The organism is Pseudomonas sp. CLCA07 (assembly GCF_053615335.1).
The window spans coordinates 2346640-2362046 of the sequence record NZ_CM132131.1 but is presented as its reverse complement, the minus strand read 5'-3'; the positions used below and the strand labels follow the sequence as shown (position 1 = coordinate 2362046).

Annotated in this window: 17 protein-coding genes; 13 read left to right on the top strand and 4 right to left on the bottom strand. The window is 61.2% G+C overall.

What is annotated here, in order from left to right; genetic code table 11:
- The first annotated feature begins 67 nt into the window (after positions 1 to 67).
- The 12 genes from nrdR (at position 68) to ACWGZX_RS10810 (ending at position 8871) form a co-directional block, all read left to right on the top strand.
- Positions 68 to 532: a transcriptional regulator NrdR gene (gene nrdR, locus ACWGZX_RS10865; protein ID WP_249483906.1), complete on the top strand. Its 465-nt coding sequence runs from the start codon at positions 68 to 70 to the stop codon at positions 530 to 532.
- Positions 529 to 1662 (top strand): bifunctional diaminohydroxyphosphoribosylaminopyrimidine deaminase/5-amino-6-(5-phosphoribosylamino)uracil reductase RibD, encoded by a 1134-nt coding sequence (gene ribD / locus ACWGZX_RS10860; RefSeq protein ID WP_452628307.1) that lies wholly within the window; start codon positions 529 to 531, stop codon positions 1660 to 1662. Before nrdR ends, ribD begins: the two co-directional genes overlap by 4 nt.
- A gap of 44 nt (positions 1663 to 1706) precedes the next feature.
- Positions 1707 to 2369 (top strand): riboflavin synthase, encoded by a 663-nt coding sequence (locus ACWGZX_RS10855; protein WP_452628306.1) that lies wholly within the window; start codon positions 1707 to 1709, stop codon positions 2367 to 2369.
- Between the two features lie 31 nt (positions 2370 to 2400).
- The gene (ribBA, locus tag ACWGZX_RS10850) at positions 2401 to 3492 is read left to right on the top strand and encodes a bifunctional 3,4-dihydroxy-2-butanone-4-phosphate synthase/GTP cyclohydrolase II (protein WP_452628305.1); all 1092 of its coding nucleotides are present in this window, start codon (positions 2401 to 2403) and stop codon (positions 3490 to 3492) included.
- Positions 3493 to 3583: 91 nt separating this feature from the next.
- A complete protein-coding gene (gene ribH, locus ACWGZX_RS10845; protein WP_003185938.1) occupies positions 3584 to 4060 on the top strand; it encodes a 6,7-dimethyl-8-ribityllumazine synthase in 477 nt (158 codons plus the stop codon).
- Positions 4057 to 4557 carry a transcription antitermination factor NusB gene (gene nusB, locus ACWGZX_RS10840; protein WP_008153530.1) on the top strand — a complete coding sequence of 167 codons (501 nt, stop codon included), beginning with the start codon at positions 4057 to 4059 and terminating at the stop codon, positions 4555 to 4557. Before ribH ends, nusB begins: the two co-directional genes overlap by 4 nt.
- A 16-nt stretch (positions 4558 to 4573) precedes the next feature.
- Entirely contained in the window at positions 4574 to 5539 is a 966-nt protein-coding gene (thiL, locus tag ACWGZX_RS10835) for a thiamine-phosphate kinase (RefSeq protein WP_452628304.1), read from the top strand.
- On the top strand, positions 5536 to 6039 hold the full coding sequence (locus tag ACWGZX_RS10830; RefSeq protein ID WP_150782649.1) for a phosphatidylglycerophosphatase A family protein: 504 nt from the start codon (positions 5536 to 5538) through the stop codon (positions 6037 to 6039). Before thiL ends, ACWGZX_RS10830 begins: the two co-directional genes overlap by 4 nt.
- A gap of 22 nt (positions 6040 to 6061) precedes the next feature.
- Positions 6062 to 6796: a substrate-binding periplasmic protein gene (locus ACWGZX_RS10825; RefSeq protein ID WP_452628303.1), complete on the top strand. Its 735-nt coding sequence runs from the start codon at positions 6062 to 6064 to the stop codon at positions 6794 to 6796.
- Positions 6797 to 7037: 241 nt separating this feature from the next.
- Positions 7038 to 7655 (top strand): GTP cyclohydrolase II, encoded by a 618-nt coding sequence (gene ribA / locus ACWGZX_RS10820; RefSeq protein WP_452628302.1) that lies wholly within the window; start codon positions 7038 to 7040, stop codon positions 7653 to 7655.
- Complete coding sequence (locus tag ACWGZX_RS10815) at positions 7652 to 8071, top strand: MFS transporter (RefSeq protein ID WP_452628301.1); 420 nt, start codon at positions 7652 to 7654, stop codon at positions 8069 to 8071. The genes ribA and ACWGZX_RS10815 overlap by 4 nt, the downstream gene beginning before the upstream one ends.
- A complete protein-coding gene (locus ACWGZX_RS10810; RefSeq protein WP_452628300.1) occupies positions 8071 to 8871 on the top strand; it encodes a cobalamin-binding protein in 801 nt (266 codons plus the stop codon). Before ACWGZX_RS10815 ends, ACWGZX_RS10810 begins: the two co-directional genes overlap by 1 nt.
- A gap of 112 nt (positions 8872 to 8983) precedes the next feature.
- Here the strand turns inward: ACWGZX_RS10810 and ACWGZX_RS10805 are convergent, their stop codons facing one another.
- The 4 genes from ACWGZX_RS10805 to ACWGZX_RS10790 form a co-directional block, all read right to left on the bottom strand.
- Positions 8984 to 10867 carry a TonB-dependent receptor domain-containing protein gene (locus ACWGZX_RS10805; protein ID WP_452628299.1) on the bottom strand — a complete coding sequence of 628 codons (1884 nt, stop codon included), beginning with the start codon at positions 10865 to 10867 and terminating at the stop codon, positions 8984 to 8986.
- A gap of 118 nt (positions 10868 to 10985) precedes the next feature.
- Positions 10986 to 12884, bottom strand: a complete 1899-nt coding sequence (dxs, locus tag ACWGZX_RS10800) for a 1-deoxy-D-xylulose-5-phosphate synthase (RefSeq protein ID WP_452628298.1) — start codon at positions 12882 to 12884, stop codon at positions 10986 to 10988.
- Between the two features lie 92 nt (positions 12885 to 12976).
- Entirely contained in the window at positions 12977 to 13864 is an 888-nt protein-coding gene (ispA, locus tag ACWGZX_RS10795; protein WP_223521910.1) for a (2E,6E)-farnesyl diphosphate synthase, read from the bottom strand.
- On the bottom strand, positions 13861 to 14103 hold the full coding sequence (locus ACWGZX_RS10790; RefSeq protein WP_056743654.1) for an exodeoxyribonuclease VII small subunit: 243 nt from the start codon (positions 14101 to 14103) through the stop codon (positions 13861 to 13863). Before ACWGZX_RS10790 ends, ispA begins: the two co-directional genes overlap by 4 nt.
- Positions 14104 to 14311: 208 nt before the next feature.
- Here ACWGZX_RS10790 and ACWGZX_RS10785 point away from each other — a divergent pair, with 208 nt between their 5' ends.
- Positions 14312 to 15403: an IS110 family transposase gene (locus ACWGZX_RS10785; protein WP_452629004.1), complete on the top strand. Its 1092-nt coding sequence runs from the start codon at positions 14312 to 14314 to the stop codon at positions 15401 to 15403.
- The last annotated feature ends 4 nt before the right edge of the window (positions 15404 to 15407 follow it).

Here is a 15407-nt window from a genome sequence, read left to right as displayed (position 1 = left end):
ACCCTATGGCTTGTCTTGCCACGGGGATGCGCTACCATGGCCCTCCCTTTTTTTGTTGCCTGCCACCATGCACTGTCCCTTCTGCGGTGCCAACGACACCAAGGTCATCGACTCGCGTCTGGTCGCCGAGGGCGAACAGGTGCGCCGCCGGCGTGAATGCCTGGCCTGCGGCGAGCGTTTCACGACGTTCGAGACTGCCGAACTGGTGTTGCCGCGCCTGATCAAAACCGACGGCAGCCGTCAGCCGTTCGACGAAGACAAACTGCGCGCCGGTATGCAGCGTGCCTTGGAGAAGCGCCCGGTGAGTGTCGAGCGCCTCGAATCGTCGCTGGTGCACATCAAACACAAACTGCGCGCCACCGGTGAGCGTGAGGTCAAATCCCTCGTGGTCGGTGAGCTGGTGATGGCCGAGCTGCAAAAGCTCGACGAAGTCGCCTACATTCGCTTCGCTTCGGTGTATCGCCGCTTCCAGGACCTCAACGAGTTCCGCGAAGAGATCGATCGCCTGGCCCGTGAGCCGGTGAAAGAATGAATACGCCCGCAGAACTTGCCATCCTCGATGCCCATTACATGGCCCGCGCGCTGGAACTGGCGCGCAAAGGCCATTACACGACGCACCCCAACCCTCGGGTGGGCTGTGTGATCGTGCATGACGGGCAGATTGTCGGCGAAGGCTGGCACGTGCGCGCCGGCGAACCACATGCCGAAGTCCACGCCCTGCAAGCCGCCGGCGACAAGGCCCGTGGCGCCACCGCCTACGTGACGCTGGAGCCGTGCAGCCACCACGGCCGCACGCCGCCCTGCGCCGATGCCCTGGTGAATGCCGGTGTCGCCCGTGTGGTCGCGGCCATGCAGGATCCGAACCCGGAAGTCGCCGGTCGCGGTCTGCAACGCCTGGCCCAGGCCGGGATCGCCACCGAAAGTGGCGTGCTGGAAGGTGAAGCGCGCAAGCTCAATCAAGGCTTCCTCAAGCGCATGGAACACGGCTTGCCGTTCGTGCGGGTCAAGTTGGCCATGAGCCTGGACGGTCGCACCGCTATGGAAAGCGGCGAAAGCCAATGGATCACAGGCACAGCGGCGCGTTCGGCGGTGCAACGCCTGCGTGCCCAGGCCAGCGTGGTGCTGACCGGCGCCGACACGGTGCTGGCGGACAACGCCCGGCTGACCGTGCGCGCTGACGAGTTGGGCCTGGACTCGGAGCAAACCGCTTTGGCCATGAGTCGTCCGCCACTGCGCGTACTGATCGACGGCCGCCTGCGGGTGCCGTTGAATGCGCCTTTCTTCAAGGCCGGCCCGGCGTTGGTCGCCACCTGCGTGGCGGTGGAAGAACAGTACGCCAATGGCCCTGAGTGCCTGATCGTGCCCGGCGTTGACGGTCAGGTCGATTTGCGTCAGTTGCTGGTCGAGCTCGCCCATCGCGGGGTCAATGAAGTGCTGGTCGAAGCCGGCCCGCGTCTGGCCGGCGCTTTCGCGCAGCAAGGCCTGGTGGATGAATTCCAGATTTTCATCGCCGGCAAGTTCCTCGGCTCCTCGGCGCGGCCACTGCTTGACTGGCCGCTCGCGCAAATGAAGGATGCGCCCGAGCTCAAAATCACCGAAATTCGCGCGGTTGGCGATGACTGGCGGGTCACTGCCATTCCTTCACCAGTCGCCAGCGTATAATTCCTGGCCGCCGCCTAGACGGCTTTGTTCTCGAGGAGGACTCCATGTTTACCGGCATCATCGAATCCATCGGCAGTATTCGTGCATTGACCCCTAAAGGCGGAGATGTACGGGTACACGTAGAAACCGGCAAGCTCGACCTGAGCGACGTCAAACTGGGCGACAGCATCGCGGTCAACGGCGTGTGCCTGACCGCCGTTGAGTTGCCTGGCAACGGCTTTGCCGCCGATGTCAGCCGCGAAACCCTCGACTGCACGGCCATGAATGACCTCAAAAGCGGCAGCCCGGTGAACCTGGAAAAGGCCCTGACCCCGACCACTCGGCTCGGCGGGCATCTGGTCAGCGGTCATGTCGATGGCGTGGGCGAAGTGGTTACCCGTACCGAAAATGCGCGTGCCGTGGAATTCCGCATCCGCGCCCCGAAAGAACTGGCCAAGTACATCGCCCATAAAGGCTCGATCACTGTCGACGGCACCAGCCTGACCGTGAACGCGGTCGATGGCGCCGAGTTCCTGCTGACGATCATTCCGCACACCCTGAGCGAAACCATCATGGCGTCGTATCAGCCAGGTCGCCGGGTGAACCTGGAAGTCGACTTGCTGGCGCGTTATCTGGAGCGTCTGCTTATGGGCGACAAGGCCGCAGAGCCGACGTCCAGTAACATTACCGAAAGCTTTCTGGCCCAAAACGGCTACCTCAAATCCTGAAGCTCAAATTTCGAAAGAAGGGGGGTGCCTTGTGGCGCTCAATAGCATCGAAGAACTGGTTGAAGACATCCGCCAAGGCAAGATGGTCATCCTCATGGATGACGAAGACCGCGAGAACGAAGGCGACCTGATCATGGCCGCCGAGTGCTGCAAGCCCGAGCACATCAACTTCATGGCCAAGCACGCCCGTGGCCTGATTTGCATGCCGATGAGCCGCGAGCGCTGCGAACTGCTTAAGCTGCCGCTGATGGCGCCACGTAACGGTTCCGGTTTCGGCACCAAGTTCACCGTGTCCATCGAGGCGGCCGAAGGCGTGACCACCGGCATCTCCGCCGCCGACCGTGCGCGCACCGTGCAAGCGGCCGCCGCGAAAGACGCCAAGGCTGAAGACATCGTCAGCCCGGGCCACATCTTCCCGCTGATGGCCCAGGCCGGCGGCACTCTGGCCCGCGCTGGCCACACTGAAGCCGCCTGCGACCTGGCGCGCATGGCCGGTTTCGAGCCAAGCGGCGTGATCTGCGAAGTGATGAACGACGACGGCACCATGTCCCGTCGCGCCGAATTGGAAACCTTCGCCGCGGAACACGACATCAAGATCGGCACCATCGCCGACCTGATCCACTACCGGATGATCCACGAACGTACCGTTCAGCGGATTGCCGAGCAGCCACTGGACAGCGAACTGGGCCAATTCAACTTGGTGACCTATCGTGATTCCGTGGAAGGCGACGTGCACATGGCCCTGACACTGGGCACTGTCTGCGCCGAAGAACCGACCCTGGTTCGTGTACATAACATGGACCCGCTACGCGACCTGTTGATGGTCAAGCAGCCGGGCCGCTGGAGCCTGCGCGCCGCCATGGCCGCGGTCGCCGAGGCCGGCAGCGGTGTGGTGCTGTTGCTCGGACACCCGCTCGATGGCGACGTGTTGCTGGCGCACATTCGCGAAACCGCCGACCAGGCGGCCGTGAAAAAACCGACCACCTACAGCATCGTCGGTGCCGGTTCGCAGATCCTTCGGGACCTGGGCGTACGCAAAATGCGCCTGATGAGTGCGCCAATGAAATTTAATGCGATATCCGGTTTCGATCTGGAAGTTGTAGAATACGTGCCCTCCGAATAATGACCGGTTGTTTCCAGTCCTTGATTCGCGGCTAAAAAATCACTGAGGGACGCGTAGAAAGCGCGTCCCGGCTCTTTAAGAGATCTAACGAATGACCCTGAAGACCATCGAAGGTACCTTCATCGCCCCTAAAGGCCGCTACGCTTTGGTAGTGGGCCGTTTCAACAGCTTCGTCGTTGAAAGTCTGGTCAGCGGTGCAGTGGATGCCCTGGTTCGCCACGGCGTAAGCGAAAGCGACATCACCATCATCCGCGCTCCTGGCGCCTTCGAAATTCCGCTGGTTGCGCAGAAAGTCGCTCAGAAGGGCGAATACGCGGCAATCATCGCTCTGGGCGCGGTCATTCGTGGCGGTACTCCGCACTTCGAATACGTGGCGGGCGAATGCACCAAGGGCCTGGCCCAGGTGTCCATGGAGTTCGGCGTTCCAGTCGCTTTCGGCGTGCTGACCGTTGATTCCATCGAGCAAGCCATCGAACGTTCCGGCACCAAGGCCGGTAACAAAGGTGCTGAAGCTGCCCTGTCCGCTCTGGAAATGGTCAGCCTGCTGGCGCAGTTGGAGGCCAAGTGATTAGCGACGAAAGCGATCGTTTCAACCCGCGCGATCCAAAGCCTGCGGATGCTGGCAAGCCATCGAAAAGCGTCAAGCGTCGCGAAGCACGTCAGCTCGCGACTCAGGCGCTGTACCAGTGGCACATGGCCAAGCAGTCTTTGAACGAGATCGAAGCGCAGTTCCGGGTCGATAACGATTTCAGTGATGTTGATGCCGCGTACTTCCACGACATCCTGCACGGCGTTCCGGCCCACAAGCCTGAGATCGACGCTGCACTGACGCCGTGCCTGGACATCACCATCGAAGAGCTGGACCCGGTTGAACTGGCGGTTCTGCGCCTGTCGACCTGGGAACTGCTCAAGCGCGTCGACGTACCGTACCGCGTTGTGATCAACGAAGGTATCGAGTTGGCCAAGGTCTTCGGTTCCACCGACGGCCACAAGTTCGTCAACGGTGTACTCGACAAGCTGGCCCCGCGTCTGCGTGAAGCTGAAGTGAAGGCGTTCAAGCGCTAATCGGCGCTTTACCTCTATGGGTGAGTTTGAGCTGATCCGCAACTTCTTCGCCGCCGCGCCCTGTGCGCAAGGCGGCGAAGGCGTTGCCCTCGGGATTGGTGATGACTGCGCCTTGCTGACTGTTCCTCCCGGGGAGCAGTTGGCCATTTCCACCGATACGCTGGTTGCCGGTGTGCATTTTGCAGACCCCTGTGACCCGTTTCTGCTCGGTCAGCGCTCGCTGGCTGTGGCGGTCAGCGATCTGGCTGCCATGGGCGCCACCCCCGTTGCCTTTACCCTTGCCCTGACCTTGCCGACGGTGACCGCCGATTGGTTAGAGGCCTATGCCCGTGGTTTGAGCCTCATGGCGCAACGCTGCGGTGTAGCGTTGGTAGGCGGCGATACCACCAGGGGGCCGCTGAGCCTGACCATGACCGTGTTCGGTCGTGTGCCGGCCGGCAAGGCGCTGACCCGTAGCGGCGCGCAAACCGGCGACTTGCTTTGCGTTGGCGGTGAACTGGGCAACGCGGCGGGGGCTTTGCCACTGGTGTTGGGTCAGCGTACGGCTGACGCGGCCATCGCCGATCCGTTGCTGGCGCATTACTGGTCACCGCAGCCGCAATTGGCGTTGGGCCAGGCATTGCGCGGCAAGGCGACCTCGGCGCTGGACATCTCCGACGGCCTGCTCGCCGACTGCGGGCACATAGCGCTGGCGTCGAAGGTCGGTATTCAGGTTGAGCGGAGTAAGCTGCCCGTGTCGGCGACGTTAGTGGCGTTCCTCGGTCAATCCGGTGCCGAAACGGCAGCCCTGAGTGGCGGCGACGATTATGTGCTGGCCTTCACCTTACCGTCCGTCGAGTTGTCTTCATTGTTGGCGGACGGCTGGCCGATACATGTGGTCGGGCGTGTCGTGACGGGGCAGGGCGTGGCGCTGCTGGATGCCGATGGGCAAGACATCACCCCGCAAGCCCGGGGCTATCAACATTTTCGGGAGACACCGTGACAGATCATCCCAAACAGGTCCCGGCGGAATTCGTGCCGCCATCGGTCTGGCGCAATCCCTGGCATTTCCTGGCGTTCGGCTTCGGCTCGGGCACCCTGCCAAAAGCACCGGGCACCTGGGGTTCGTTAGTGGCGTTACCCTTTATCCCGTTGTGGCAAATGCTGCCCGACTGGGGGTACTGGCTGATGCTCGGTATCACCATGTTGTTCGGCTTCTGGCTGTGCGGCAAGGTGGCCGATGATTTGCGCGTGCACGACCACGAGGGCATTGTCTGGGACGAAATGGTCGGAATGTGGATCACCCTGTGGCTGGTGCCGGAAGGTTGGTACTGGTTGCTGGCGGGATTCCTGATGTTCCGCTTCTTCGACATTCTCAAGCCCTGGCCGATTCACTGGATCGACCGGCATGTGCATGGCGGCGTCGGGATTATGCTCGACGACGTGTTGGCTGGTGTATTTGCGTGGTTGGCAATGCAAGGGCTGGTATGGATTTTCGCCTGACGGGCGAAGCAAGGGGACTAGGATGGCTCGGTGCGGGTTGGCGGTTTTTTTCGCAATGTTTTGTTCACTCGTCCAGGCGGCGGATGCAGCGCCGACGCCGTCAGTGATTCATCTGGCCAGCGAAGAATGGGAAGACTACACCGCCGCTGACGGGCATGGCCTGGGCTGGGACGTGCTGCGAGCTATCTTCGAGCCGGCCGGGGTCAAGCTGGACTTGCGCATCGAACCCTACACCCGCGCCGTGGGCCTGGCCCAACGCGGTGAAGTGGATGCCTGTGTCGGTTCTTACCGTGACGAGGCCAGCGATGTGCTTTATCCGCGCTGGAATTACGATACCGATCACATCTACGCCCTGGGCGTGGCCAGTAATCCGGCGCCGACCCCGCAGACCCTCGGCAACTATCGACTGGCCTGGGTCCGCGGTTACGAGTACCAGAAGTACCTGCCCAACGTGCAGCGCCATAACGAAGTCGTGCGGCGTACCGGCATTTTGTCGATGCTGACCCACAACCGTGCCGACTTTTACATCGATGCGCTGCCCGAGATCGATTACATCGTCAAGCGGGCCAAGGATCCTTCCCAGTACCGCCGCACGCATATCGCTGAATTGCCGCTGTACCTGTGCTTCGCCAATACACCCGAGGCTCGGACGTTGATGGCATTGTTCGACCAGCGCATGGATCTGCTGGTGAAAAGTGGCGCACTGAAACCGATCTTCGTGCGCTGGAAACAGCCCTATCCGTTCGATTCGAACTGAACATGAACCCTGTGGCACATGATTAACCCTGTGGGAGAGAGCCTATTCGCGAAGAAGGTATGTCAGTCGACATCAATGAGTCCGTCATCGCGAGCAGATTCGCTCCCAAAGGGTGCAGTAGTGGCCTGATATCTAACTTTTTGATCGTTATGCCCCATAATTCAGCCTAAGCGTCTGCAGGAATCGGCTGTTACAATGCCGCGTCTGCGAATCTCCAGCACTATTGATCAGGAGCACACCGGTGCCTGTCGTTTTTGTCGCCGCTTCCAAGCTGCCAACGCCTTTTGCGCAATTCACCATGTATGGCTTTCTCGATGAAGCCACCGGCCGCGAGCACGTGGTACTGAGCCTGGGTGAGTTTGCCGACGGTGCCCCGGTACTCGGCCGGTTGCACTCCGAATGTCTGACGGGTGATGCCTTGTTCAGCCAGCGCTGTGACTGCGGCTCTCAACTTGAAGCCGCCTTGCAAGCCATCGCCCGTGAAGGCCGTGGCGTGTTGCTGTACTTGCGTCAGGAAGGCCGTGGTATTGGCCTGCTGAACAAGATCCGCGCCTATGAGTTGCAGGATGGCGGTGCCGACACCGTTGAGGCTAACGAGCGCCTGGGCTTCGCTGCCGACCAGCGTGATTACGCCATATGTCTGCCGATGCTTGAGCACCTGGGCGTGAAATCCCTGCGTCTGATGACCAACAACCCGCGCAAGGTCAAAGCCTTGACCGACATGGGCATCTTGGTCGCCGAGCGCGTGCCGCTGCACACCGGCCACAACCCGCACAACAAACTCTACCTGGCGACCAAGGCCAGCAAGCTCGACCACATGATGGGCAACGAGCATCAGGGCGAGGCGGATCGAGCGTGACCCGCGGTCAGGTTCGGCGGCGGCTGTCGTTCAATTGGTGGCAATACCTGACGCTGGCCTTGTTGCCGCTGTTGGTGATCAATGGCGTATTTGGCCAGGGCGAGGCGATTCTGCCGGTGCTGGCGATGCCGTTGTTCATCGCCGGGGTGGCCTCGATGTTTGTCAGCCTGAAGTTTTTCGGCGGCTACAAGCACGCCCTGATCGCCACCCAAAAAGCCCTCGACACGCCTGAGGAACCCGCCGCCTGGATCGCCTTGGCAGCCAAGCGGCGTACCGCGTTCCTGGCGGCCGCATTGCCCGCCTGGATTGGCGCGCTGGCGGTGTTCGTCGGCCTTGAAGCCGTGCCGTTGATGCTGCTGGCGCTGTCGACCACGGTGCTGTTCTACCTCTACCGTATTCCGCGTCAACTCGGCTGATGCTTCGAGCCTGGCTGGCGGTTCTGCTGCTGGCCGTCAGCGGCTCGGCGGTTGCTGTCGGGCGGGTCGTCAGCCTGGCGCCGTCCCTCTCTGAAATCGTTGTCGAACTGGGTTCAGCCGACCTGCTGGTTGGTGTGCTGGATGCCGGTGAGCGCCCATCCGGGCTTGAACACCTTCCTTCGGTTGGCCGCTACGGTCAATTGGATATGGAGCGTTTGCTCAGTCTCCAGCCCGATTTACTGCTGCTCTGGCCGGGTAGCGTTGGCCCGGCCCAGCGTGAGCAGCTCAAGCGGTTGAACATCCCCACGTACGTCGCCGAACCTCACACGCTCAACCAACTCGCTGCGCAAATAGAAGCGATTGCCACGCAGCTCGGTCGGTCCGAACGGGGTGTAACGTTGGCGGTCGATCTACGCCAAAAACTGGATACCCTGCGTCAGCGTTATCGACGAGATGAGCCGTTGCGGGTGTTTTATCAAGTCTGGGATCGGCCGCTGTACACCGTGGGTGGCGGGCAGATCATCAGTGATGCGCTAGAGGTGTGCGGCGCGCGCAACGTGTTTGCCGACCTGACGTTGCCCGCGCCGCAGGTCAGTGTCGAGGCGGTATTGCAACGTAATCCCGAGGTGATTCTGGCCAGTGATCAGGCCCAACTCGACGCATGGAAGGCGTGGCCGCAGGTGGCGGCAGTGGCGCATGGGCAATTGCTGTTGGTGACGGATAAGGGACTGGAGCGGCCGAGTGGGCAGATGGTTGAAGCGACGGCCAAGCTTTGCCGGGTTATTGCGCCGGACCGGTGAGACCGAGGTGCGGCCATCGCGGGCAAGCCACGCTCCCACATTTGGAATGCATTCCACTGTGGGAGCGTGGCTTGCCCGCGATGACGTCCGCCTAGACACAGCTGACTTCAGGTCAGATCTCGGGTGTCCAGGTCACCCCAAACATCCACGCCCGACCTTCCTCTCGATACCCAAACTGACTGCCTTCATGGCTGTACAACGCCCGGCTATAGCTTTTATCCAGCAGGTTATCGAGCTTCATCTCAAGCTTGATTTCACGATTGAGTTCCCAGCTGCTGCGCAACCCTAACAAGCCGTAGCCACTCAGTGGCTGTTGATTGTTCAAGTCGTCATAGCTGCTGCTGACCGCTTGCCAGCTGCCGCCGAGGCCCAGGCGATCAAATTGTCGATCCAGATCCAGGCTCAACGTCCGCCGTGCACGACGGGCGAGGGTGTGGCCGGTTTCGCGGTCGCGCGGGTCAATGAACGCTATGCCAAGGTTGCTCTGCCAGCCGAACAATTGCTGTTTCAATGCCGCTTCGAAACCATTGATCCGCGCCGAGGCCACGTTTTCTGGCTGAGAGTTACTGCCGAAAATAATCGCGTCTTCAAGATCGATGCGATAGAGCGACGTTTCCAGACGACTGGTTTCTGTTAACTGGCTACGCCATTGCAGCTCATAGTTTTTCGACGTTTCAGGTTTCAGGTCCGGGTTGCTGAAATCCGGGTAATACAAGTCGTTGAACGTCGGTGCGCGAAAGCCTTCGCTGTACGTCAGCAGCACATCATTGTCCGGGTTAAGCGGCAGGGTGAAGGTGCCGCTCCAGCTGTTCTGGCCGCCAAACTGCTGGTTCTGGTCACGACGCAGGCCCAGCTCAGTGGAAAAGCTGTCCGCCCGATAGTGATGCTGGATAAATGCCGCGCGGTTCCAGCGACTGTCTTCATCAAACGCTGTGCTGCTGTTGATCCGGTCTTCGTACCAGTCGCCGCCCAGGAGCAGGCTATTACGGTCGTTGAGCGTCAGGTCGTTCTGCCAGTTCACCGAATCGCGGTAGGTGTTGAAGACGCTACGCTCATCGCTGAGCTTGTCGAGGGTCTTTTCGCGGTTTTCGCTGTGGCCGAATTCGAATCGGGTCTTCCAGGCATCGTTAACCCTTGCGTCGACATAACTGCTGACGCTGCTCACCTCGAACTCGCTGAAAGGCTGCTGCTGGACTGACTCGAAAGTGTCCGGATCAAAGCGGCCAAACGGGTTATCGAACTCGCTTTTGCCTCGGTTATCCAGCACGTTGGCGCCGATTTCCAGGTCATCGGTGAGTGCGTGGCTCAGGCTGAAACTGACCGATTGATTGCGGTACTCATCGTGATCGCTGTCGCTGGGATACGACTCGTGTGTGCGATTGATCCCGGCGGTTTCATTGAGGCTGGCGCCGAGGTTGAAGCGGGTTTTCTCATCGCCACCAGACAGCCCAAGGCTGCGTTCCCAAGTCTGATTGCTGCCAAATCCCACGTGCATCCGCGGTTGCAGGCCTTGTTCGCCGCCGCGCCGGGTGAAGATTTGAATCACCCCGCCGATGGCGTCACTGCCATAAAGCACCGAACGGGAGCCGCGCAGCACTTCCACGCGCTCGACCTGCTCGATGTTGATGTGTTGCAGGTTGCTGTCACCCGAGGTCGAATTGCCGATGCGCTGACCATCCACCAGCACCAGGCTTTGCGCCGACTGGGTGCCGCGAATGTAAACCCCCGGCAGACTGCCGAGCCCGCCGGTTTGCGCCACTTGCACGCCCGGCACTCGTTTGAGCAAATCGGTGATGCTGTCTGGTTGCAGACGGTCGATGTCTTCGCGGGTGAACACCGTATTCGCTGCGCTGCTGTCGTTGCGCGCTTCGACCTGACGATTGGCGGTGATCAACACGTCGGGCAGTTTCAATGCTTGATCGCGTTCGAAGGTGTCGGCCAGCAGTTGACCGGCCGGCAGCAGGGTCAGCGTCAGGGCGAGGGGGGAGAAATTCATGGTCAATTCTTGTGTATCAAGGACGGTGCGGTCCTTGTAGGAGCTGGCTTGCCAGCGAAGCTTTTGGCGCCCATGAGGGCGCCTTCGCCGGCAAGCCGGCTCCTACAGGAGATGGGATTTAGATATTGAGCAGTTGCAGGCGCTCACGCACCGCCGCTTCTATCCCGGCCTCATCCAGCCCACACTCGGCCAGCATCTGCGCAGGCTTGGCGTGTTCGACGTAGAGGTCCGGCAAGCCCAGGTGCAGTACCGACTTGAGGATGTTTTCGCGGGCGAGGAATTCGCTGACCGCGCCGCCGGCACCGCCCATGATTGCGTTTTCTTCGACGGTCACCAACAGCTCGTGGTTGCCGGCGATTTCGCGAACCAGCGCTTCATCCAGCGGTTTGACGAAACGCATGTCAACCACGGTTGCATCCAGCGTCTCGGCGACTTTCAGTGCTTCGGCCAGTTGCACGCCGAACACCAGCAAGGCGACTTTGCTGCCCGGACGACGAACAATGCCTTTGCCGATTTCAATCGGTTGCAGGTCTTTCTCAATGGTCGCATTCGGACCTGAGCCGCGTGGGTAACGCACCGCTGCGGGGCCGTTGTAGAGGTGACCGGTGGTGAGCATTTTGCGCAGTTCGTTTTCGTCGCTCGGGGTCATCACCAGCATGCCGGGGATGCAGCGCAAGAACGACAGGTCGAAGCTACCCGCGTGGGTCGGGCCATCTTCACCCACCAGACCGGCGCGGTCGATGGCGAACAATACGTCAAGGTTTTGCACCGCTACATCATGCACAAGCTGGTCATAGCCACGTTGCAGGAACGTCGAATAGATCGCCACCACCGGTTTAGCGCCTTCACACGCCATGCCGGCGGCGAGGGTCACCGCGTGTTGCTCGGCAATCGCCACGTCGAAGTAGCGCAGCGGGAAACGCTCGCTGAACGCCACCAGATCGGAGCCTTCTTTCATCGCCGGGGTGATACCCACCAAACGCGGATCAGCAGCGGCCATGTCGCACAGCCATTCACCGAACACGCCGGAATACTTCGGCCCGCCGGCTTTCTTCGGCGCAGCGGCCGGTGCGTCCAGCGGTTCGAGTTTAGTGATGGCGTGGTAGCCGATCGGGTCGACTTCGGCCGGGGCGAAGCCTTTGCCTTTCTTGGTGACGACGTGCAGGAACTGCGGGCCTTTGAGATCGCGCATGTTGCGCAAGGTGGCGATCAGGGTCGGCAGATCGTGGCCGTCGATCGGGCCGATATAGTTCCAGCCCAGTTCTTCGAACAGCGTGCCGGGAACCAGCATGCCTTTTGCGTATTCTTCGGTGCGACGGGCGATTTCCCAGGCACCGGGCAGGCGCGACAGAACCTTTTTGCTGCCCTCGCGCATGCTCGCGTAAGTTCGGCTGGAAAGGATTTTCGCCAGGTAGTTCGACAAGCCGCCGACGTTGCGCGAGATCGACATGTCGTTGTCGTTGAGGATCACCAGCATGTTGGCGTCCACTTCCGGCGCATGGTTCAACGCCTCGAAGGCCATGCCGGCGGTCAGCGCGCCATCGCCGATCACGGCAATGGCCTTGCGATCACTGTTCTGCAGGCGGGCGGCAATGGCCATACCCAGCGCTGCGCTGATCGAGGTGCTGGAGTGGCCGACGCCAAAGGTGTCGTACTCGCTCTCGGAGCGGCGCGGGAAGGCTGCGACGCCGTCCTTCTGGCGCAGTGTGCCCATGCGCTCGCGACGGCCAGTGAGGATTTTGTGCGGATAAGCCTGATGACCCACGTCCCACACCAGCCGGTCGTCCGGGGTGTCGAAGACGTAATGCAACGCGATGGTCAGTTCGATGACGCCCAGGCCTGCACCGAAATGCCCGCCGGTCTGACCGACCGTGTAGAGCAATTCCAGGCGCAATTCATCGGACAGGGTTTCCAGCTCGGCTTCGCCTAACCGGCGCAGGCCGTCCGGCGTGTTGGCACGGTCGAGCAGGGGCGTGGTCGGGCGCTTTCGGGGAATCTCATGAAACGTCGTGGGCATCAGGCGAATCGTTATAGGTATAAAAGATGCGGCAGTTTACCTGATGCATCGCCCCCTGCCCACGCGTTGGTCTTAACTTGGCCGATACGCTGTCAGCTACGCCGGTCGACGATGTAGCGGGCCAGATCGCGCAAGGGTTCGGCGGCCGCGTCAAACGGTCGCAGCGCGTGCAGGGCCTGATCGCGCAGTTCCAGGGCATAAGCCTTGGCCGCGTCGAGGCCGAGCAGCGCCGGGTAGGTCGGTTTGTCGCGAGCGATGTCGGCGCCCTGGCGTTTGCCGAGGGTTTCGGTATCGCTTTCAACGTCGAGAATGTCGTCCTGCACCTGAAACGCCAGACCGATGGCCTGTGCATAGGTCTGCAACGCTTTCAGTTCGTCCTTCTCGGCGCGGCCGCTGGCCAGGGCGCCGAGTTTGACGCTGACTTCAATCAGCGCGCCGGTCTTGTGCCGGTGCATGTACTCAAGGGCTTTTTGATCGAGTTTCAGACCGACCGAACCGAGGTCGATGGCTTGACCGCCGACCATGCCCGCCGGGCCTGCCGCGACGGCCAGGGCGCTGACCATCTGCAGGCGGATCTCGGCGTCCGCCCCGTTCAGGCGCGGGTCGAGCAGGGCGCTGAACGCCAGGCTCTGCAAGCCGTCACCGGCAAGGATTGCGCAGGCTTCATCGAATTTCTTGTGAGTTGTCGGCTGGCCGCGACGCAGGTCGTCATCGTCCATGGCCGGCAAGTCGTCGTGCACCAGGGAGTACGCGTGAATCAGCTCCACCGCGCAGGCTGCGCCGTTGGCTTGCTCAGCCTTGCCGCCCAACGCTTCGCAGGCCGCATAAGCCAGCAATGGACGTACGCGCTTGCCGCCATTCATCACGCTGTAGCGCATGGCTTCATAGAGACGGGCAAGTTCAGAGCTGGGGGCGTTGAACAGGGTTTCCAGTGCCGCGTTGACGCGGGCCTGGCTGGTCGCCGAATACGCTGCAATCATTCTGGCTGATCCGCTTCGAAGGGTTCCTCGGCCAGCTCGCCATCACGTTCGAGCAGCACTTGAACCTTCTGCTCGGCCTGGGCTAGCGCCGCCTGGCAATCGCGAGTCAGACCGATGCCCTGCTCGAAAGCCGTCAGCGAGTCTTCCAGCGACAGTTCGCCGTTCTCCAGACGCTCTACCAGCGTTTGCAGGTCAGCGAGCGATTGTTCGAAATCCAGTGCAGCTTTTTTGCGGGCCATGGCGGCTATTTCCGGTTGACGTTAAACCGGCGCGACACTAGCAGACATGGGGGGGATGGGCAAATGAGCCGGGTGTTTCGGCCAATGCACCGGCAGCAACCGTTTCACCTGCGCCACACTATTTGTAATTGAATGGACTCGCCCAAGCCGAGGCGTCTTCGCGCCACGGTGGCATTCTATGAAAGCCAACGACAGCGAGGGCGAGGCCATGAGCAAGCATACGACGATAAACAAATCCTTGTCGCCAGCCGATCTTGCGGCGTGCACGACAGTAGCGGTGGATCTTGCGAAGAATGTGTTTCAGGTCGCGGGGGAAAATTCCCTTGGCCAGGTGGTCCACGAGCAACGGATCAAGTCTCGTGAAGCTTTTCACGTGTTCCTGCGCCAGTTGTCGGCGGATGTGACGGTACTGATGGAGACCGGGCCGGGCGCGCAAGCGTGGGCACGGCTGTTACAGGCGCAAGGCAATCCAGTGCGGATACTGCCTGCACAACGTGTGGCCGAACACCGTAGCGGAGCGAAGAATGACCGCAACGATGTGCTGGCGATATTACGTGCAGGCCGAGACCAAAAAATTGCAGCCGTACCGGTCAAGAGTGAGTCGGCGTTAGCGATGCAAGCGCTGCACCGCGTCCGGCAGGGATGCGTGCGACGGCACACGGCCTTGGGTAACCAGATGCGTGGCTTGCTGCTGGAACACGGCATTGCCTTGGCGCAGGGCGAGATGGCCCTCAGCCGAGATGTGCCACGGGTACTGGAAGACCCCAGCCAGCCGCTGCCGGATATGTTGCGCGAGCTGATCGACGAAATACTGGCTGAGTGGGGCCAACTGGGCGAACACATCAACGTGCTGACGGGGCGCCTGGAAGCCAGTGCTCGCGCGGACGAGACGGCGAAACGGTTGATGACTATACGGGGTGTCGGCCCGATCTTCTCCACGGCGATGCTAGCCAAACAGACTGAGCCTGAACGCTTTGCCAACGCGCGCCAGTTCGCCGCCTATTTCGGCACGGTGCCCGAACAGCACAGTAGCGGGCAAAAGATTCGACTGGGCAATATGTGCAAGCGCGGTGATGCCTATCTGCGCAGCTTGGCGATTCAAGGTGCGCACTCTGTATTGAGGCAGGTGCGGCCAGATTCGGAACATCCAGATGACCAGCGTCTGCGACGCTGGTTGAGCCGTCACGGTCAAAAAGGCGCGGCGGTGCGGTTGGCCAACCGCAACCTGCGCATCATGTGGGTGCTGCTGCAAAACGAGCAGACCTATCATCGCCAACCGGCCACTGGTCAGAGGCCGTGATGAG